Here is an 18,493-nt window from a genome sequence, read left to right as displayed (position 1 = left end):
GGCCGGTGGAGCGACGGACGTCACTCAGACGTCGAAGTCACCACCACCGAAGTCGCTGAAGCCACCGCCGAAGTCGGATCCGCTGTCGCCCCAGCCCGCATTGTCGAAGCCGCCGCCGTCGGATGCGCCGCCGTCGGACGCCCCGGCATCACCGGATTCAGCACCAGTGTCCTCCGAACCACCGTCACCCGCAGCGTCGGTACCGCCATCGAACGATCCGGGGTCGGGCAGGAAGGCGCTCATGATCGCCGAACCGATGACGTAGCCGGCCACGGTCCCGAGGATCGAGGCGCCGATCATGCTGCCGAACGACGGACCGCCGCGCTGGCCGCCGAAGCGTCCGCCGCCACCGACGCCGCCGAGCGAGCGCTCCATGAAGCCCGGCTGGCGGATCTCGGAGCGGGTCGCCGACTGGGCCAGCGAGCGGGGGTCGTCGCCACGGGGCGCCTCACCGGGAGGCGCGGTCCGGGTGAACTCGTCGTAGACCATGCGCCGCTGCTCGTCGGTCAGCTTGGCGAAGGCCTCGGCGTGGACCTCTTCGATGCGCTCCGGCGGTGCCGTGCGGAGCAGGTAGCGGTAGCGCTCGACCGCACGCTCGTCGTCGGTCGTCGCACCCTGCTGCTGCGTCGGTGCACCGCCCCACTGCGGGACGCCGTACTGGTCGCCTCCGCCTTGCGGCGCGGGCTGCTGGTACGACTGCTGGCCGTACCGGTAGCCCTGCTGCTGCGGCGGCTGCCCCCACTGGTTCTGCTGTGCGTCGGCGGATCGGTCTCGCTCCGGACGTCCGAGCAGGCGGTCGAGGAATCCCATGGTCGATGCTCCTTCAGGTGCACGGTGAGCCCGGTCGGACCCGTCGTGGACTGCAACACTACGAACCCCCGGCGTCGGCTGACTGAGCACCCGCTCAGAGTCGGCCGGGAGGCGCGTGCCGGGCTGGCACCGTGCCCCCGGTCCGCACCGTGCGCACCTGCGCACCCCGTGCGCGGTTCCCAGCCCCGTGCGCGCTTGCAGCACCGCACCCGGCAGCCAACCCCGCACCGGATCGCCGACCCCGCACCGTGCCCACCACCCACCGGCCGGGAGGCGCGTGCCGGGCTGGCACCGCGCCCCCGGTCCGCACCGTGCGCACCTGCGCACCCCGTGCGCGGTTCCCAGCCCCGTGCGCGCTTGCAGCGCCGCACCCGGCAGCCAACCCCGCACCGCATCGCCGACCCCGCACCGTGCGCACCATCCACCGGCCGGGAGGCGCGTGTCGGCCTGGCACCGCGCCTCCAGTCCGCACCGTGCGCACCTACGCACCCCGTGCGCGGTTCCCAGCCCCGTGCGCGCTTGCAGCACCGCACCCAGCAGCCAACCCCGCACCGGATCGCCGACCCCGCACCGTGCCTCCGGTCGGCGCCGCGTGGCTCACCCCGCGGCGAGCGCCGCCGTCCACACCGCGTGCAGCTCGTCCGCGGCCCCCGGGTGCGCCACGAGGAACGGCTCCCCCACGGGCGGGAAGCCCTCGACGGGGCCGGACCGCGTCAGCACGACGCCCCCGGCCTCGTGCACGAGCAGCACCGCGGCACCGTGGTCGACCGGGTTGAACGCCGAGACGCAGCCGCCGATCCCCCGCCCGGCCGCGACCTGGGCGATCGTCAACGTGCCCGATCCCTGCACCCGGAGCGTGCACGACCGGTCGGCCAGGGCGTCGAGGAACGCCCCGAACCCCGGCCACGGGCGGTGTCCGTCGAGCTCGGTGCCGACGACGGCACCGGCGAGCGGCCGGGGTGTGTCGTCGAGCCGGAGCTGGCGGTCGCGCAGCGTGGCGCCGCGGCCACGTCGGGCCTCGAGCACCTCGCCGCGCCAGGGGTCCGCGACGACGCCGACGAGCGGACGGCCGCCACGGGTCAGGCAGAGCGACATCGAGGTCCAGGGCACGCCGTTGGCCAGGTTGGTGGTGCCGTCGACGGGGTCGAGGAACCAGCGGTGCCGGTCGCCGGGGGCCTCGCCGTACTCCTCACCGGTGAACCCGTGCGTCGGGAACACCATCCGCACGCGGGAGCGGACGTGCTGCTCCACCAGGCGGTCGACGTCGGTGACCAGGTCGGCGGGGTTCGCCTTGGTGTGGACCTCGCTGACCGGGTGCTCGCGCGTGTAGGCGATGACCTCGTGGGCGATCCGGTGGGCCAGGGCCTGGGCGCGCGAGGCGACCTCGGTCTCGGTGGGCTCGCGGTCGCGCTCGGGCCAGCCGTCGCGCTCGGCCGCCGACAGGGCTGCTCCGATGGACCCGACGTCGTTCGTGGTGATCGAGTCGACACCGAGCCGGGCTGCCCAGATGGCGGGCTCGACGTCGTCGATGGTCCAGACGGCGACGCGCAGGCCCAGGGCGTGCGCGACCTCGACCGTGCGCGGGGTGAGGAACGCGACGTCGAGGTTGAGCGTCGACGGCTCGAGCGCCTCGAGGTCCGCCGACACGGGCGGGTCGAGCGACTCCCACGCCAGCCAGACGTCGGCGTCGGGCAGCACGGAGCGGACGGCCGCCATCGCCGCCGGCGCCCCGCACCAGGCCACCGCGGTGGAGCCGGTGAAGCCCGCGACGGTGCGGGCCGCGACCAGGGCGTCCTCGGCGTCGGTCAGGTCGACGAGCAGGGTCGACCGGCAGCCGTCGAGGCGTTCGAGCGCGCCGTCGAGCCGCGGGATCCGGTCGAGGCCGTTGCCGAGCCGGGCGACGTCGCACCAGTCGACGTCGGACACCCGGCGTGCGTCGCCCCACATCCGGCCGAGGGTCTCGTCGTGCAGCAGGACGGCGACGCCGTCGGCGGTGCGGCGGACGTCGACCTCGATCACCTCGGCGCCGAGCGCCTCGGCGACCGCGATGGCGGGCAGGGTGTTCTCACGCCGGACGCGCGGCGCACCGCGGTGGGCGACGAGGCGTGGCGGGCGCACGCCGGGCCTCCCGTCCGGGCTGGTGGCGACCACACGGTCGACCGCAGCCGCAGCGGAGACCGCCGACACGGCGGCGCTCATCGGGCGACCTCGAGCAGCACGCCGTCGCGGTGGACGAGCACCTCGCCCAGGCGCACCCCGGTCTCGGTGCCGACCGCCGGCGGTGGCCCGGTGACGTAGGCGCGGAGCTCCGCGCCGTCGGTGCTGAGCACGACCTCGGCGAAGTGCCCCCGCATGAGCACCCGCGCGACCGTCGCACGGATCGGCGAGTCGTCGGTGAGCGCGACCTGCTCGGGGCGGACCAGCACCGTGTCGGCCGCCGTCGGGCTGACCGAGGTGCCGGCGAGGAACCGTCCGGTGACGACGCTCGTCGACCCGATGAACGACGCCACGAAGCTCGTGGCTGGGCGGGCGTAGAGCTCGGTCGGGGCCGCGATCTGCTCGATGCGGCCGTCGTGCATCACGGCGATCCGGTCCGAGATGCTGAGCGCTTCGTCCTGGTCGTGCGTCACGATCACGGTCGTGATGCCGAGCCGCTGCTGGATGCGGCGGATCTCGTCGCGGACGCTCACGCGGAGCTTCGCATCGAGGTTCGACAGCGGCTCGTCGAGGAGCAGGACGTCCGGCTCCTGCACGATGGCGCGGGCCAGGGCCACGCGCTGCTGCTCACCGCCCGAGATCGCGGTCGGCTTCGAGCCGGCGTGGTGGCTCAGGCCGACGAGCTCGAGCGCGTCGCGCACCCGCTCGGCGACCCGCGCCTTCGGCACCCGTCGGGTCCGCAGTGGGAACGCGACGTTCTGCGTCACCGTCATGTGCGGCCAGAGCGCGTAGTTCTGGAACACCATCGCGCTCGGCCGGCGCTCCGGACCGAGCGACGTGACGTCGCGGTCCCCCATGGTCACGACGCCGCCGTCGGCGGGCAGGAACCCCGCCACCATCCGGAGCGTCGTGGTCTTGCCGCAGCCGGACGGCCCCAGGAGCGAGACGAGCTCGCCCTTCGCGACGTCGAGGTCGATGCCGGCGACGACGTCGCGTCCGCCGAGCGTCTTGCGCAGTCCGCGGATGGTGAGGCCGCCGGATCGGGTCCGGTCCGTCGTGCTGCCGTCGGCCTGGAGGCCCGGTGCGCGTTCCGCGACGAGCGTTGCGTCCGTCATCTGGTCGCCTTTCGTGCTGGTGTGGGTCATCGGTGTCGGTCCGGGTGTCTGTCCGGGTGTCGGCCCGGTCGGTCGCGGCCGGGTCATCGGATCTGGAAGCCGTCCGCCAGTCGGCCGCCCATGATGTGCTTCCGGGCGAGCAGCAGCAGGACCACGGACGGGATGCTCAGCGCGATCGCGAACACCGCCGAGACCTGGCGTGGGGAGTTCAGGACGAGCGAGTACATCGCCGTCGGCATCGTCATGTACGTCGGGGCGCCGACCAGGTACGTGCCCTGCGCCTCGTCGAAGGACGCCAGGAACGACATCACCATCGCGACGAGGATCCCGGGCCAGGCGATCGGGAACGTCACCTTCCAGAAGGTGCGCCAGCGGCTGGCCCCGGCGTCGCGGGCGGCTTCCTCGAGGGACCGCGGCACGGCCGAGAACGCTGCGGCGGGCAGCCAGGTCATGAACACGACGCAGCCCAGGACGTGCACGATCAGGATGCCGGTGACCGTGTTCATGAGGTTCAGCGCGGTGAACATCGCCGACATCGTGACGAAGAGGCCCATCTTCGGGAACGCGTTCGTCGCGAACAGCCCGACGAGCACGAGGCGCCGCCCCGGGAACTCGATGCGGCTGATCGCCCACGCGGCGGGCAGGCAGACCACCGCGGCGATGAGGACCGTGAGCGGGGCGAGGACGAGCGAGTTCTGCACCGCGACGGCCAGGCTGCGGTCCTCGAACACGGTGCCCCACCACTGCAGGGTCCAGCCGTCGGGCAGCAGGTTCGGGTAGGTCCACGTCGTGGCGAAGGCCCGGGCCGCCAGCCAGACGAGCGGCCCGAGGATGAACACGGCCAGCACGATCGCCGTCGCCCAGACGAGGGCGTTGCCGGTCAGACGCTTGATCACTGCTGCTCCTGACGCTTCTCGTCGAGCTCGCCCGCGTTCGAGCGGACCGTCGAGCGGAGGTAGAAGACGCTCGCGGCCGCGGCGAACGCGAACACGATGAACGCCATCGCCGTCGACTGCTGCGGACGGTTGTAGGCCTGGAAGTACTTCGAGATGTCGACGCCGAGCATCGTCGGCGCGTTCGGACCGGTGAAGTACGGCACGGTGAACGAACCGAGCACCCCGATCACGGTGAACGTCGTCGCGATGACGAGCGGGGTCGCGGCCATCGGCAGGAGCACCTGCCAGACGACGCGCCAGGTGCTCGCCCCCGCGTCCTTCGCGGCCTCGACCAGGGCGTCCGGTGTGCCCTGCAGCGCCCCGGCGATCATGAGCACCGCGAACGGCAGGCTGGTCCAGACGCTGCCGAACACCACGGCGACGAGGGTGTAGCCCCACACCGGGACGTCGAGGCCGAACTGGGCGCCGAGGCTCCGGAGGAACCCCTGCGCGTCGGTGAAGGTCAGGATCGACCAGCTCGCGATGACCACCGGCACGAAGATCGGCACCACGGCCAGGACACTGAGGGTCTTGCCGAGGAAGCCTCCGCGGAGCCGCAGGATCACCGCGACGACGACGGCAAGCCCCACGGTCAGGCCCGTCGACAGCGCGGTGACCCCGAGCGTCGCGACCAGGTCGCGCAGGAACGTGGCGTTGCCGAGCAGGGTCGCGTAGACCGCGAACGAGAAGCCGCGCACGGTGTCGCCACCGATGTCGGCGAGCGCCTGGTTCAGGCCGCCCGTGAACCCGAGGCTGAACAGGGCGGCGTTCACCACCGGGACGCCGACGAACAGGACGACGACCAGGACCGGGGCTGCGACGAGGGCGAGGCCCTGCCACCGCCGGCGGCTGGCCAGCCGCTCCTGCGCCGTGCGCCCGCTGGCGGGGTGCGCCGGGCCCTGTGCGTGGGGCGGGACGGGCGGGAGGCCCGCGCGTCCCGCTGAGCGGCGGCGCGCCAGCGACGCGCGGGACGCGCCGAGCGAGCCTGCGAGCTCGGAGTCGCCACGGGCCTCCCGGCCGGTTGCCGGGCCGTCCTGGACGGTCTGGGTCACTGCGGGACCTTCGCGTCCCACGCCGCGTTCATGTCGGAGGCGAAGTCGCTCTGGAACCCGAGGCGGAGCTGCGAGGGGTTCGCGTCGGCGAACTGCTCGGCGACCGACGCCGGCAGGCTGTCGAGCGGGATCACCGGGTAGCCGGAGACGGCGCTCGCGACGAGCTGCTGCCCCTTCGAGCTCAGCACGAAGTCGGCGAGCTTCTCGGCTGCCGCCTTCTTGGCCTTCGGCTCGGTCTTGGGGATGCCGAGGAAGCTCGCGCTGCCGGTGAACGACGGGTCGTCGATCTGCACGGCCTTGACGGTCTTCGGGATGATGCCGGTCTTCTGCGACGTGATGAACTGGTCGCTCCAGACCGGGGCCATCGCGATCTGGCCACTGCCGAGCAACTGCACGACCTGGTCGTTGCCGTTCGGGTAGACGCCCTTCTGGTACGTCGACGGACCGAGGTCCTTCAGGGCCGCGAAGCCCTTGTCCCACTTCGACTCGAGGGACTTGTCGTACTTCGTCTGCATCGTCTCCTGCTCGGCGGGCGTCAGGTACTTCGCGAGCACCGTGGCCACGAACGAGCCACCCGAACCGCCGGACGACGGGGAGTTGTAGGCGAACTCGCCCGGGTTGGCCTTGATCCAGGCGAGCAGGTCGTCGAGGGTCTTCGGCGGGTCCGTGACCTTCTTCGCGTCGTACGCCAGCAGCACGCTCGAGGCGCGGTACGGGATGGCGCTGTCGCCGCCCTGCTGCTTCGTGGCGTCCGGGACGTCCTTCAGGTTCGGGATCGTGCTGTCGCTGACCGGTGCCATCAGCCCGGCCTTGCCGGCGGTGGTGACGAAGCCGGCGTCGACGAGGTCGTACGCGACGGACTTGCCGGCCTTGACCGCGGTGGCGAGGTTCGCCTGGGTCTGGGCGTCGTGCTCGCCGTGCAGGTCGATGCTCGTGCTGACGTGGATCTTCGGGTTCGCCTTCTCGAAGGCGGGGATGAGCGACTTGTCCCAGAGGTCCTGGACGTTGGTGTCGCCGCTGATGAACACGGTGAGGTCGGTGGTGCCGTCGGTGTCGGAGGCGTTCGAGGCGTTGGCGCTCTGGACGCAGCCGGAGAGTGCGACGGTCGCGGCTGCCGCGATGGCGAGGCCGGCGAGGACTCGGGTCTTCACGTGGGTTCTCCCTGTTCCGTGGTGCGTGGGGTGTGCGGGGGTGGGGCGTGCGGGTGTGCGGGGTTCGTGCGGGCGGGCCGTGTGGGAACGTTCCCGCGCCGGGGTCGAGTGTGGCGCTGCCGGGTGAACTCCGGGTGCCGCCGGCGTCGCCGCCGGGTGAACTCCGGGTGCGGTGCGGGCGGCGGGCGCGGTGCTGTGCGTCGGATGCGGTGACGGCGCACGGTGCGAGTTCCGCCGCCTCGTGCGAGGTTGACCGCTTCGTGCCCGGTTACAACCCTGCACGGAGCGGGCTGCTCGCCCCCGACCGGCGAAGGATGCACGGTGCGCGGCCCCGTTCGCTGCCGACGACCCCGCACCCAGCAGCCAGGTCGGCCCTGGGCGACGAACCGCGCACCGTGCGCACCGGCAAGAGGCCGAACAATCTCTCACGGTGCGCTACTGACACCCCTCAGCGCGACATGCGGACTCCGGCCTGGCGGAGCTTCGCGCGGAAGACCCACTCGTTGCGCAGGTCCGACCAGGTGAGCCGCACCACGGTTCGTACCTCGGGGAACGTGCGGAGTCGGTCTTCTCGGATCTTCTCGTCGAACAGCGCTTCCTCCGGCGTCCGTCCCCGCAGGTACGCACTGCTCCGGTACTTCACGGCTCCGTCGAACTCGACCACGACCCCGGCGTCCGGGAACCAGAAGTCCACGACGATGTCCGGCTCGCCGGGCGCTCGGAAGCGGTGCTGGAGGACCGGCGGTGGTGTCCCGAACTGGTCGAACCGCGCTCGTGCGTACGACTCCCCCGGTGAGTCCGATGCGGCATCGGCGAACCCGATCGCCCGGAGCGCGCGACGTCGTCCCTTCTGCCCGCGCCGCTCGATCGCCGACCGGACGTCTTCGCGCTCGACCTCGCGACGGAGGAGCGCATCGAGGGACACGACTGCGTCGGTGAACGGCAGTGTGAGTGCGAGGTCGGTCGCCAGCCGATCGAGTCCGCACAACAGCAACCCGTCGGGCGTGGCGACCGGACGCTCGTTCCGTTCGGCGTCGAGGTCGGCGTGCACCACGAAGGTCGCGTTCGTGGTGCGCCGGTCGGCACCGCGTGAGGTCACGTGGATCCGTGTCGGTGGTGGGGTGAGCAGGGGCACACCGAAGACGACGGCGGCGGAGACGTGTGAGATCAGGTCTCCGGGGCGGATCCGGTCGGCGAACGAGCGCAGCCGGACGTGGTGCTGCTCACTTGGGCGGAGCGCGGCCCATCCCGCAGACTCCGCGTACAGTCCGCGTGCTACCCGTGTGAGCTCGCCCGCAGCGGCCCGACGTCTGATGACATCGGACTCGTCGGGGCGCTGGGCGGAGGTTCGGAACGTGAGGACTTCGGGGACCGGTGCGAGCTTGAGGTTCATCGACATACTCGTGATGCTCCGGATCCTCCGCCTTCGGAGCAGCACCGCATGGGCGTGCTGTGGAGGACCAGCCGCGCCGAGCACCTTGTGGAGGAATGAGCGAGCAGCCCGGGGCCTGCGAGAATGAGCGGGTGAACGCACGCACCTGGGGTTGGCTCGCAGCCGTCATCGACGTCGTCCTCATCGTCGTCTTCGCGCTCATCGGGCGCTCGTCGCACGGTGAGGCCAACACGGCGCTGGCGCTCTGGACCACCGCCTACCCGTTCCTGGCCGGTTGGGCGATCGGGTACGTGACGAGCGGTGCCTGGGCTCGACCGCTGCGCTTCTGGCCGACCGGTGTCGTGGTCTGGGTACTCACGGTCTTCGTCGGTCTGGCCATCCGCGTCGCCACCGGCCAGGGCGACGTCGACGGCAACCCGCTGCCGATCTCGTTCGTCATCGTCGCGACGATCGTGCTCGGGGTGTTCCTGCTCGGCTGGCGCGCGATCGCCCGCGGCGTGCTCCGATTCACCGCGTCGCGGTCGCGACGGGACGCCGCAGCGTCCGACGCGTGAACGGCAGCCGCGGTTCCCAGCCGACGATCCTCGACGTCGCCGCACGTGCGGGGGTCTCGAAGTCGGCGGTGAGCCGCGTGCTCTCCGGGACCGGACGGTTCTCGGACGAGACCCGCGAACGCGTCGAACGAGCGGCAGCCGAGCTCGGGTACGTCGCGAACGCGATGGCTCGCGGGCTGGTCAGCGGTCGCACGAACACGATCGGGATGCTCGTCCGGGATGCATCGTCGATGGTCTACACCGCACTGCACGCCGTGATGGAGCGCCGCGCATCGGAGCTCGGCTACCGCGTCGTCACCACGACGGGCGTCGGCCGGGTCGAGGACGAGAAGTCCGCCCTCGCCGCACTCGTGTCGATGCGCGTCGACGGCCTCGTCGTGTGCAGCGGCCTGATGCCGTCCGCCGACATCGCCGAGTTCGCGCCCCGCATCGCCACCGTCGTCGCGGGTCGGCCCGAGCTGCACCCGGCGCTCTCGAGCGTCTACTGCGACGAGGTCGACGGTGGGGCTTCCATCGCGGACGCCGTCGCCGATGCCGGCCACACCACGGCCGTGGTGTTCACCGTCCCGCTCGACAACGCGATCACGCAGCACGCGCGATCGTCGGCGATGCTCGAGCGGCTCCGAGCACGAGGCGTCCGGGTGATCGACATCGACGCGAGCTTCGTGCGGCCACCCGACGACCTCGCCGCCGACCTGGTGGACGCCGTGCAGGAGTCGGGCGTGACCGCGGTGATGTGCCCGACCGACCGGCTCATGCTCGACGTGTGCGAGGCGCTGGCCCGCCGCGGTATGGAGGTCCCGCGCGACCTCTCCGTCACCGGGTTCGACGGCGTCTACCCGCTGGCGAGCGACTGGATCGGCTTCACGACACTCGAGCAACCGATCGAGCGCATCGGCCGCGAGGCCATCGACCTCGTCATCGGCCGCATCGACGACCCCACGCGCCCGGTCGAGCACCGCTCACTGCGCGGCACCGTGATCCCCGGCCGCACCCTGCTCCCCCGCTGACGCCGGCCCGCTGGCCCGCTGACCTCGCACGGTGCGCGTCGACTCGACCCGTGCAGGCTCCGGGCCTCGCGCACGGTGCGAGGTCGCTCAAACCGCGCACGATTCGTGATGCGGTGCGAGGCTCGAGAAGCACGCACGGTGCGAGGTTCGTCACACGGTGCCACCGTGGTGGCTCCGTGCGGCGCTACAAGCGTGCACCGAGCGGTCAACCCCGCACGGGCCGACACAGACAGCACCGTGCGGCTTCGACCCACGGCCGCCGCCCGCGCCCGCGCCCGCGCCTAGAACAACCCGCTGCGCGGGCCGTCCTCCGGCCCGTCGAACCCGCGGAACATGTCCGACACCAGCGCCTCGATCTGCGGCTCCACCAGGCGTTCCACGGCCTCGGCGATCCGCGGCCGGTGGTCGATGAGCGCCAGGCACACCGCGGTGCCGGTCGACCGCGCACACTCGTCGGACAGCGCGATCTCGTGCCGGAGCGCGGCCTTCGCCTCGTCGGACAACGGCTCGCGTGGCGTCTGCTCCCCCGCACCGGTGCCGGCCAGCTCGCCGAGCGTGAACAGGAACGGCGACCCCGGCGACGGCTCGGGGTCCACGTCGAGGCCCTGGAACTCCGGCGACAACCCCTCGGCAGGCTGGTACCCCGCGTGCCGCTTCCGGGCCGCCGCCCGCTCGAGTTCACGCTGCAGCAGCGGCAGGTTCTTCGCCGTGTAGTCGTCGACGGCATCCTCGACGATCGTCGAGATCCGCCCGATCAGCGCGTGCTGGACGGCGTGCGGCACGTCGGGCCCGAACCCCGCGGCCGCGGCGATCGGGGACCCGGTGCACTTCCGGCAGATGCGCGTGCGCGGGCGGGCGGTACCGATCTGCCAGCGCGGCAGCCAGCGCAGCCACAGGTCGACCGCGCCCCGCACGCGACCGTCGATGCCGTCCATCCCTCAACAGTAGGCCTGGAGGCGCGGATCACCCCCGGCACACCGCGCCGGTCGGGCAATCGCCGGTTCTCAGGCCTGTGGTTCCGTCACGAAGTCGATCAGCTCCTCGACGCGGCCGAGCAGCTCCGGCTCGAGGTCGGCGAAGGTGCGCACCTGCCCGAGGATCCGCTGCCACGCCCGAGCGATGTCGGCCTGCTCGGCGTGCGGCCAGCCGAGCGCCTGGCAGATGCCCGCCTTCCACTCGATCGAGCGCGGGATCGTCGGCCACGCCCGCAGCCCGACCCGCGCCGGCTTGACCGACTGCCAGACGTCGACGAACGGGTGCCCGACGACCAGCACGTGCGCGCCCCACTTGCCACGCATCACGGCGTCGGCGAAGCGGGACTCCTTCGACCCGGGCACCAGGTGGTCGACCAGGACCCCGACCCGGCGCTCCCGCGTCGGCTGGAACTCGTCGAGCACGGCGGCCAGGTTGTCGACGCCGGAGAGTTCCTCGACCACGACGCCCTCGACGCGCAGGTCGGCGCCCCACACCTTCTCGACGAGTTCCGCGTCGTGCTTGCCCTCGACCATGATGCGGCTGGGGAGCGCCACCCGAGCACGCTGCGACTCCACGGCGAACGATCCGGACGCGGTGCGGAGGCGACCACCGTCGGACGCCTGCCGCACGGCGGGCGCGCCCCCGGGCCTCCAGTCCGCATGGACGGAACCAGCGGCACCCGCACGGCCAGCGGAACCAGCAGCACCAGCGCCCCCGGCCGACCGCCCGACCGGCGCCGACGGCCGCCCCAGCGTCACCAGCTCACCCTCGAGCAGGAACTGCCCGGTGAAGGGGAAGGAACGCGTGCGGCCCTTCCAGTCCTCGAGCGCGATGTTGCCCGCCTCGAGCCCCACCACGGCACCGGCCCACCCGGAGTCCGGGTCCTCGAGCACCATGTCCCGTTCGAGCGGCACCTGCCGCACCTTCTTCACCCCGCGCGAGCGCCAGTCCCCCGAGAGCACATCGCCGCCGTACCGGTCGTCGTCCACCCGCACGAGGGTACTGTCGACGACGGCCCGGACGACGTCGACCGCGCCGGTTCCCCATCATCTCGACGGAAGGCCCGCGCGTGCGCGCAGCGATCATCCACGCCCCGAACGACATCCGCGTCGAGGAGCGCGACCGACCCGGGCTCCTGTCCGGCAAGGACGTCGTCGTCAAGGTCCTCGCGGCCTGTGTCTGCGGATCGGACCTCTGGCCCTACCGCGGCGTCACCGAGACGAAGCAGCCGCGTCCGATCGGGCACGAGCTCGTCGGCGAGGTCGTCGCCGTCGGTGACGACGTCACCGACCTGCACGAGGGCGACTTCGTCATCTCCCCCTTCACCATGAACGACGGCACCTGCCAGGCCTGCCGCAACGGCATGACCACCGGCTGCGACCACCTGTCCGGGTTCGGCAGCACGGACGCGTACGGCGACCCCGTCGGCGGCGCACAGGCCGAGTACGTGCGGATCCCGGACGCCGATGCCACGCTCGTCGCGGTCCCCGGTCCGGTCGACCCGGCCCTGGTGCCGTCGCTGCTCACCCTGTCCGACGTCTTCTCGACCGGCCACCACGCGGCCGTGTCGGCAGCGGTCGGCCCCGGCAAGACCGTCGTCGTGGTCGGCGACGGCGCGGTCGGCCTGTCCGCCGTGCTCGCCTCGAAGCGGCTCGGAGCGGACCGCATCATCGCGATGAGCCGGCACGCCGACCGCCAGGCGCTCGCCCGCGAGTTCGGTGCCACCGACATCGTGGCGGAGCGCGGCGACGAGGGCGTCGCGGCGGTCCGCGCGCTGCTCGGCGGCGACCTGGCCGACTGCGCGGTCGAGGCCGTCGGCACCGAGGAGAGCATGGACCAGGCGCTGCACTCCGTCCGTCCCGGCGGCAACGTCGGTTTCGTCGGGGTCCCGCACGGGGTGCCGACCATCGGCACGCGCTACCTGTTCGACACGAACATCGCCATCGCGGGCGGCATGGCCCCGGCCCGGAAGTACATCCCCGAGCTGCTGCCCGACGTGCTGTCCGGCGCGATCGACCCCGGTCGTGTCTTCGACCTGGAGCTGCCGCTCGACGAAGCCGCCGAGGCCTACCGCGCGATGGACGAGCGCCGGGCCATCAAGGTGCTGCTGCGCCCGTAGCGGCGCGCGTCGTGGACGCACCGGCAGACGGACGGGAGGCCCGTGGCGGCGTCGCCACGGGCCTCCCGTCCGTCGTCTGGTCGCGTCGGACAACCGGCGGCCCGCCCGCTCACGCGTCGCGGATCGCCAACACCCGGTGCGGCGCGGCCGCCTCGGCCCGCCACCCGCCGGGCAGCACGTCGCGGAGTTCGGGCACCGTGAAGCTCCGGCGGATCGACCGCAGGCCGTCGACGCGGATGAACGTCCCCGCCGCCACGAGCGGTGACGCCAGCGCGTACGCCCGGTAGGCCGCCGGCGACCGACGGATGTCCGAGTGCAGGCTGCGCCCGCTCGCGAGCAGTTCGGAGTCAGCCAGGAACCCCCGCCGTTCCTCGTCGCCCAGGTGGTGCAGCACGTGGTTCGACACGACGACGTCGAACCGCTCACCCGCCGCGACGAGGTCACGGCTCGACTGCTGCCGGAACGTCACGCCGGTCGGGGACGACCGCCGTGCCGCGGCGATGGCACGTTCGTCCGGGTCGACCCCGACGACCTCGAGGTCGAACCCGTCGCTCGCCGCCCAGCGCACCAGCGAGCGGGCCAGGTCGCCGCCACCGCACCCCAGGTCGAGTACCCGGCCACGGCCGCTGGCGGGCAAGGCCGGCACGACGTGCGAGCGCCAGGCCGCGCGCCAGCCACTCACGAGCGCGTTCACGACGGCGAAGCGCCGGAACGTGCGCGCGAGCGCACGCGGGTCGCAGTCCGGGTCGTCCATCAGTTCGATCAGGTCGAGCGCGCGGGTGCGCAGGTCGACGGCCGGGAGGCCCGTGGTGCCGCCGCCCTGACGGCTCACGCCGCGCCCGTGGTCGCGACGGGCACGCGGGCGGGTGCGACAGTGGGTTCTGCCGCGGGCGACTTCACGGGTTCTGCCGCGGGCGACTTCGCGGGTTCTGCCGCGGGCGACTTCGCGGGTTCTGCCGCGGGCGACGCCTCGGTCCGCACCGTGGTGAGCCGTGCGCTCTCGACGGTGAGTCCGGGGCCGAAGGCGAGCGCGACGACGGCGCTTCCGTCCTCGAGGCCGGCGTCGACGGCGTCCCGCAGCACGAAGAGCACGGTGGCGCTCGACATGTTGCCGTGTTCCCGCAGCACCCGCCGGCTCGACTCCATGGCGCTGTCGGGCAGGCCGAGCGACTCCTGGGTGCGGTCGAGGATGGCCCGGCCGCCCGGATGCACCGCCCACACCGGCACGTCCGACGCAAGCCCACCGTCGAGAAGCGGTTGCACGGCGCTCGGGACGTGCAGGCCGACGAGCTTCGGCACGGCGGTGGACAGGACCATCTCGAAGCCCTCGTCCCCGATGTTCCACGCCATCTCGGACGCCCCTTCGGGCACCACGGCCGTCGTGAAGTCGTCGAAGCGCAGACCGGCTCCGTCGCGGGCGACCACCGCGGCGGCCGCACCGTCGCCGAAGACGCTGTTCGCGACGATCTGGTCGGGGTCGTTCGAGGCGCGGACGTGCAGGGTGCAGAGTTCGCCGCAGACCACGAGCACGACGGCGTCCGGGTCCTGGTCGACGAACGCCGCGGCGATCCGGAGCGCGGGGAACGCGGCGCAGCACCCCATGAAGCCGATGTGGTGCCGGAAGACGCCACCGGGGAGCCCGAGCTGCTCGACGACGTCGATGTCGGGCCCGGGCTGCGTGAACCCGGTGCACGACACGGTCACCAGGTGTGTGACGGCCTCCGGCGCGATGCCGGCACGTTCCACGGCGTCGCGGGCGGCGGCGACGAACAGCGGCGGTGCGAGTTCGCGGTACCGGTCGTTGCGCGAACCGGTGGACGGCGAGCGCAGGGTGCCGTCGTCGTCACGGAAGGCCCCACCGGCACGCGCGGAGTCGAGTTCCTCGAGGACGGTGTGCCGCTGGTCGACCGCCGACCCGTCGAAGGCGGCGGGGACGAGCCGTTTGCCGAGCCGCCCGAGGTCGGGTTGGGCGGAGAACAGGTCACGCACCCGGGGCTGGTCGAGGGTCGTCTCGGGGACGGCGGTTCCGATGGCGCGGATCGTTGCGGACACGACTCATCCTGTCACCCGATCGCTGACGTGTCCCCAGGATGCCCACGGCGACCGGGACCCACGGAGGGCACGGCACCGACCGGTGCCGTGCCCTCCGTGGTGGGACTGCCTACGACTGCTGTGCGCGCTCCAGCACGAGTTCCCGCACGCGGGCGGCGTCGGCCTGGCCCTTCATGGCCTTCATGACCGCACCGATGATCGCGCCGGCTGCCTGGACCTTGCCGTCCTGGATCTTCGCCAGCACGTCGGGCTGCGCCGCGAGTGCTTCGTCGACCGCGGCCGTCAGGGCGGAGTCGTCCGAGACGACCTTGAGCCCGCGGGCCTCGACGACCTGCGCCGGCGAGCCCTCGCCCGCGATGACGCCCTCGAGCACCTGGCGCGCGAGGCGGTCGGTCAGGTCGCCGGACTCGACGAGCGCGATGACCTCGGCGACGTGCTTCGGCGACACCAGGTCACCGGGGGCGGCGTCCTGCGCGTTGGCGACGCGGCTGATCTCACCGGTCCACCACTTGCGGGCGGCCTGGGGTGCGGCGCCGGCGGCGACGGTGCCCTCGACCTCGTCGAGCAGGCCGCCGTTGACGACGTCCTGGAACTCCAGGTCGGCGAAGCCCCAGTCACCCTTCAGGCGACGGCGACGTGCGACCGGTGCCTCGGGCAGCGAGGCACGGAGCTCCGCGATGACGGCCGGGTCCGGCACGACGGGCAGCAGGTCGGGCTCCGGGAAGTACCGGTAGTCGTCGGCGTCCGACTTCGGACGACCGGCCGAGGTGCGACCGGTGTCCTCGTGCCAGTGGCGGGTCTCCTGCGTGATCGTGCCACCGGCGGCGAGGATCGCGGCCTGGCGCTGGATCTCGTAGCGGATCGCACGCTCGACGGCGCGGAACGAGTTGACGTTCTTGGTCTCGGTGCGGGTGCCGAGCTTCTCCTGCCCGCGAGGGCGCAGCGAGATGTTCGCGTCGCACCGCAGGTTGCCGCGCTCCATGCGGGCTTCGGAGACACCGAGCGCCCGGACGAGGTCGCGAATCACCTGCACGTAGGCGGCTCCGAGCTCGGGGGCACGGTGCTCGGCGCCGAAGATCGGCTTCGTGACGATCTCGACCAGGGGCACACCGGCACGGTTGTAGTCGACGAGCGAGTACTCAGCACCCTGGATGCGGCCGGTGGCACCGCCGACGTGCGTCAGCTTGCCGGCGTCCTCTTCCATGTGGGCGCGCTCGATCGGGATGTTGTAGATCGTCCCGTCGGCGAGCTCGACCTCGACCTCGCCCTCGTAGGCGATGGGCTCGTCGTACTGCGAGACCTGGTAGTTCTTCGGGTTGTCCGGGTAGAAGTAGTTCTTCCGGGCGAACCGCGAGGACTCGGCGATCGAGCAGCCGAGCGCGAGCCCGAGCTGGATCGAGTACCGCACGGCCTGCGCGTTCACGACCGGCAGCGAGCCGGGCAGCCCGAGGTCGACCGGGGTGACGTTCGTGTTGGGCTCGCCGCCGAAGAAGTTCGGGGCGTCCGAGAACATCTTGGTCTTCGTCGCGAGTTCGACGTGGACCTCGAAGCCGAGCACCGGCTCGTAGCGCTCGAGCGCCTCGTCGAAGTCCATCAGCGCGTCCTTCTGCGCCATCAGATCACACCTTCCTGCGCAGCGGACTGCTGACTCTGGTCGAGGTCCGGGACGGACGCGATGAGCGGCGCGCCCCACTGCTGTTCGAGCAGACGCTCGAGGGCGGCACCGTAGCGGTACAGCCGGGCGTCCTCACGCTGGGGCGCCATCAGCTGCACACCGACGGGCAGGCCGTCCTCGGGCGCGAGGCCGTTCGGGATGCTCATGCCGGGAACGCCGGCGAGGTTCGCCGGGATCGTGGTGAGGTCGTTGAGGTACATCGCCAGCGGGTCGTCGATGCGCTCACCGATCGGGAACGCGGTCGTCGGGGCCGACGGGCTGACGAGCAGGTCGACCTGCTCGAAGGCGGCCTGGAAGTCCCGCTGCACGAGCGTGCGGACCTTCTGCGCCGAGCCGTAGTAGGCGTCGTAGTAGCCGGCGCTCAGGGCGTAGGTGCCGAGGATGATGCGCCGCTTGACCTCGGGCCCGAAGCCGGCTTCACGCGTGGCGGCCATGACGTCCTCGACGGTGGCACCGTTCTCGGGTGTGACCCGGAGGCCGAAGCGCACCGAGTCGAACTTGGCGAGGTTCGACGATGCCTCGGCCGGGAGGATCAGGTAGTACGCGCTGATCGCGTACGCGAACGACGGGGCGTCGATCTCGACGACGACCGCGCCGGCCGACTCGAGCAGCGCGACCGTCTCCTGGAAGCGCTGGGTGACCCCGGCCTGGAACCCGTCGCCCCCGGCGAGTTCCTTCACCACGCCGACGCGCAGGCCGCGGAGGGTGTCCGCCTGCAGCCCTTCGCGTGCGGCGGCGGCCATCGAGGGCCAGGCGTCCGGGATGGACGTGGAGTCCTTCGGGTCGTGCCCGCCGATGACGTCGTGCAGGAGCGCGGCGTCGAGGACGGTGCGGGACACCGGGCCGATCTGGTCGAGGCTGGACGCCAGGGCGATGGCGCCGTAGCGGCTCACCCCGCCGTAGGTCGGCTTCACACCGACCGTGCCCGTCACCGCACCCGGCTGACGGATGGAGCCACCCGTGTCCGAACCGAGGGCGAAGGGTGCTTCGTGCGCGGCGACCGCAGCGGCCGAGCCACCGCCGGAGCCGCCGGGGATCCGGTCGAGGTCCCACGGGTTGCGGGTCGGACCGTACGCCGAGAACTCGGTGGTCGAGCCCATCGCGAACTCGTCCATGTTGGTCTTGCCGAGCGGCACGAGGCCGGCGGCGCGGAGCTTCGCGACGGGGGTGGCATCGTACGGCGGCACCCAGCCCTCGAGGATCCTGGACCCGGCGGTCGTGGGCATGTCCTGCGTGCACAGGACGTCCTTGACGGCGATCGGCACACCGGCGAGCGGTCCGAGGTCGTCGCCCGCGGCGCGGCGGGAGTCGATCGACTTCGCCACCGCCAGGGCGTTCTGGTTGACGTGCAGGAACGCGTGCACGTCGCCGTCGACGGCGGCGATCCGGTCGAGGTGGGCCTGGGTGGCCTCGACGCTCGAGACGTCGCGTGCCACGAGGGCGTCGGCGAGCGCCGCGGCGCTCAGCTTCGTGATGTCGTCAGTCACTGTTCTTC

The 18,493-nt window shown here is 72.4% G+C and carries 16 protein-coding genes; 3 read left to right on the top strand and 13 right to left on the bottom strand.

Going from position 1 to position 18,493, the window contains the following annotated elements; all coding sequences use genetic code 11:
• Positions 1 to 24: 24 nt before the first annotated feature.
• The 7 genes from DEJ03_RS09970 to DEJ03_RS09940 form a co-directional block, all read right to left on the bottom strand.
• On the bottom strand, positions 25 to 810 hold the full coding sequence (locus DEJ03_RS09970; protein ID WP_258370720.1) for a hypothetical protein: 786 nt from the start codon (positions 808 to 810) through the stop codon (positions 25 to 27).
• A 597-nt stretch (positions 811 to 1,407) separates the two neighbouring features.
• On the bottom strand, positions 1,408 to 3,009 hold the full coding sequence (locus DEJ03_RS09965; RefSeq protein ID WP_110864484.1) for an inositol monophosphatase family protein: 1,602 nt from the start codon (positions 3,007 to 3,009) through the stop codon (positions 1,408 to 1,410).
• The gene (locus DEJ03_RS09960) at positions 3,006 to 4,082 is read right to left on the bottom strand and encodes an ABC transporter ATP-binding protein (RefSeq protein WP_258370719.1); all 1,077 of its coding nucleotides are present in this window, start codon (positions 4,080 to 4,082) and stop codon (positions 3,006 to 3,008) included. Before DEJ03_RS09960 ends, DEJ03_RS09965 begins: the two co-directional genes overlap by 4 nt.
• Positions 4,083 to 4,165: 83 nt before the next feature.
• A complete protein-coding gene (locus DEJ03_RS09955) occupies positions 4,166 to 4,978 on the bottom strand; it encodes an ABC transporter permease (RefSeq protein WP_017886992.1) in 813 nt (270 codons plus the stop codon).
• Positions 4,975 to 6,069 (bottom strand): ABC transporter permease, encoded by a 1,095-nt coding sequence (locus DEJ03_RS09950; RefSeq protein ID WP_110864482.1) that lies wholly within the window; start codon positions 6,067 to 6,069, stop codon positions 4,975 to 4,977. Before DEJ03_RS09950 ends, DEJ03_RS09955 begins: the two co-directional genes overlap by 4 nt.
• The gene (locus DEJ03_RS09945; RefSeq protein WP_110864481.1) at positions 6,066 to 7,220 is read right to left on the bottom strand and encodes an extracellular solute-binding protein; all 1,155 of its coding nucleotides are present in this window, start codon (positions 7,218 to 7,220) and stop codon (positions 6,066 to 6,068) included. The genes DEJ03_RS09950 and DEJ03_RS09945 overlap by 4 nt, the downstream gene beginning before the upstream one ends.
• A 448-nt stretch (positions 7,221 to 7,668) precedes the next feature.
• The gene (locus DEJ03_RS09940) at positions 7,669 to 8,319 is read right to left on the bottom strand and encodes a hypothetical protein (protein ID WP_146237700.1); all 651 of its coding nucleotides are present in this window, start codon (positions 8,317 to 8,319) and stop codon (positions 7,669 to 7,671) included.
• A gap of 425 nt (positions 8,320 to 8,744) precedes the next feature.
• On the opposite strand from DEJ03_RS09940, the gene DEJ03_RS09935 reads away from it, so the two are divergent.
• On the top strand, positions 8,745 to 9,167 hold the full coding sequence (locus DEJ03_RS09935) for a DUF3054 domain-containing protein (RefSeq protein ID WP_258367055.1): 423 nt from the start codon (positions 8,745 to 8,747) through the stop codon (positions 9,165 to 9,167).
• The gene (locus tag DEJ03_RS09930) at positions 9,164 to 10,177 is read left to right on the top strand and encodes a LacI family DNA-binding transcriptional regulator (RefSeq protein WP_110864478.1); all 1,014 of its coding nucleotides are present in this window, start codon (positions 9,164 to 9,166) and stop codon (positions 10,175 to 10,177) included. The genes DEJ03_RS09935 and DEJ03_RS09930 overlap by 4 nt, the downstream gene beginning before the upstream one ends.
• Before the next feature lie 281 nt (positions 10,178 to 10,458).
• Here DEJ03_RS09930 and DEJ03_RS09925 read toward each other — a convergent pair whose 3' ends face one another.
• Entirely contained in the window at positions 10,459 to 11,112 is a 654-nt protein-coding gene (locus tag DEJ03_RS09925) for a hypothetical protein (RefSeq protein WP_017886998.1), read from the bottom strand.
• Positions 11,113 to 11,181: 69 nt separating this feature from the next.
• Positions 11,182 to 12,141 (bottom strand): DUF3097 domain-containing protein, encoded by a 960-nt coding sequence (locus DEJ03_RS09920; RefSeq protein ID WP_110864477.1) that lies wholly within the window; start codon positions 12,139 to 12,141, stop codon positions 11,182 to 11,184.
• 80 nt (positions 12,142 to 12,221) lie between these two features.
• Here DEJ03_RS09920 and DEJ03_RS09915 point away from each other — a divergent pair, with 80 nt between their 5' ends.
• Positions 12,222 to 13,271 (top strand): zinc-dependent alcohol dehydrogenase family protein, encoded by a 1,050-nt coding sequence (locus tag DEJ03_RS09915; protein ID WP_110864476.1) that lies wholly within the window; start codon positions 12,222 to 12,224, stop codon positions 13,269 to 13,271.
• A gap of 109 nt (positions 13,272 to 13,380) precedes the next feature.
• Here the strand turns inward: DEJ03_RS09915 and DEJ03_RS09910 are convergent, their stop codons facing one another.
• The 4 genes from DEJ03_RS09910 to gatA form a co-directional block, all read right to left on the bottom strand.
• Complete coding sequence (locus DEJ03_RS09910; protein ID WP_110864475.1) at positions 13,381 to 14,103, bottom strand: methyltransferase domain-containing protein; 723 nt, start codon at positions 14,101 to 14,103, stop codon at positions 13,381 to 13,383.
• Entirely contained in the window at positions 14,100 to 15,323 is a 1,224-nt protein-coding gene (locus tag DEJ03_RS09905; RefSeq protein ID WP_258370717.1) for a type III polyketide synthase, read from the bottom strand. Before DEJ03_RS09905 ends, DEJ03_RS09910 begins: the two co-directional genes overlap by 4 nt.
• 109 nt (positions 15,324 to 15,432) lie before the next feature.
• A complete protein-coding gene (gene gatB / locus DEJ03_RS09900) occupies positions 15,433 to 16,938 on the bottom strand; it encodes an Asp-tRNA(Asn)/Glu-tRNA(Gln) amidotransferase subunit GatB (RefSeq protein ID WP_035807593.1) in 1,506 nt (501 codons plus the stop codon).
• A complete protein-coding gene (gene gatA / locus DEJ03_RS09895; RefSeq protein ID WP_027464607.1) occupies positions 16,938 to 18,485 on the bottom strand; it encodes an Asp-tRNA(Asn)/Glu-tRNA(Gln) amidotransferase subunit GatA in 1,548 nt (515 codons plus the stop codon). Before gatA ends, gatB begins: the two co-directional genes overlap by 1 nt.
• Positions 18,486 to 18,493: the final 8 nt, after the last annotated feature.

The sequence above is a fragment of the Curtobacterium sp. MCLR17_043 genome (genome assembly GCF_003224215.1).
Taxonomy (GTDB): Bacteria; Actinomycetota; Actinomycetes; order Actinomycetales; family Microbacteriaceae; genus Curtobacterium; species Curtobacterium flaccumfaciens.
The sequence above is the reverse complement of the archived record's forward strand: the minus strand, read 5'-3'. Positions and strand labels throughout refer to the sequence as shown.

What these genes read in the sequence shown, in the direction of transcription:
- DEJ03_RS09925 (WP_017886998.1), bottom strand. Translation starts at nt 11,112, where the DNA reads ATGGACGGCATCGACGGTCGCGTGCGGGGCGCGGTCGACCTGTGGCTG.
- DEJ03_RS09965 (WP_110864484.1), bottom strand. Translation starts at nt 3,009, where the DNA reads ATGAGCGCCGCCGTGTCGGCGGTCTCCGCTGCGGCTGCGGTCGACCGT.
- DEJ03_RS09960 (WP_258370719.1), bottom strand. Translation starts at nt 4,082, where the DNA reads ATGACGGACGCAACGCTCGTCGCGGAACGCGCACCGGGCCTCCAGGCC.
- gatB (WP_035807593.1), bottom strand. Translation starts at nt 16,938, where the DNA reads ATGGCGCAGAAGGACGCGCTGATGGACTTCGACGAGGCGCTCGAGCGC.
- DEJ03_RS09970 (WP_258370720.1), bottom strand. Translation starts at nt 810, where the DNA reads ATGGGATTCCTCGACCGCCTGCTCGGACGTCCGGAGCGAGACCGATCC.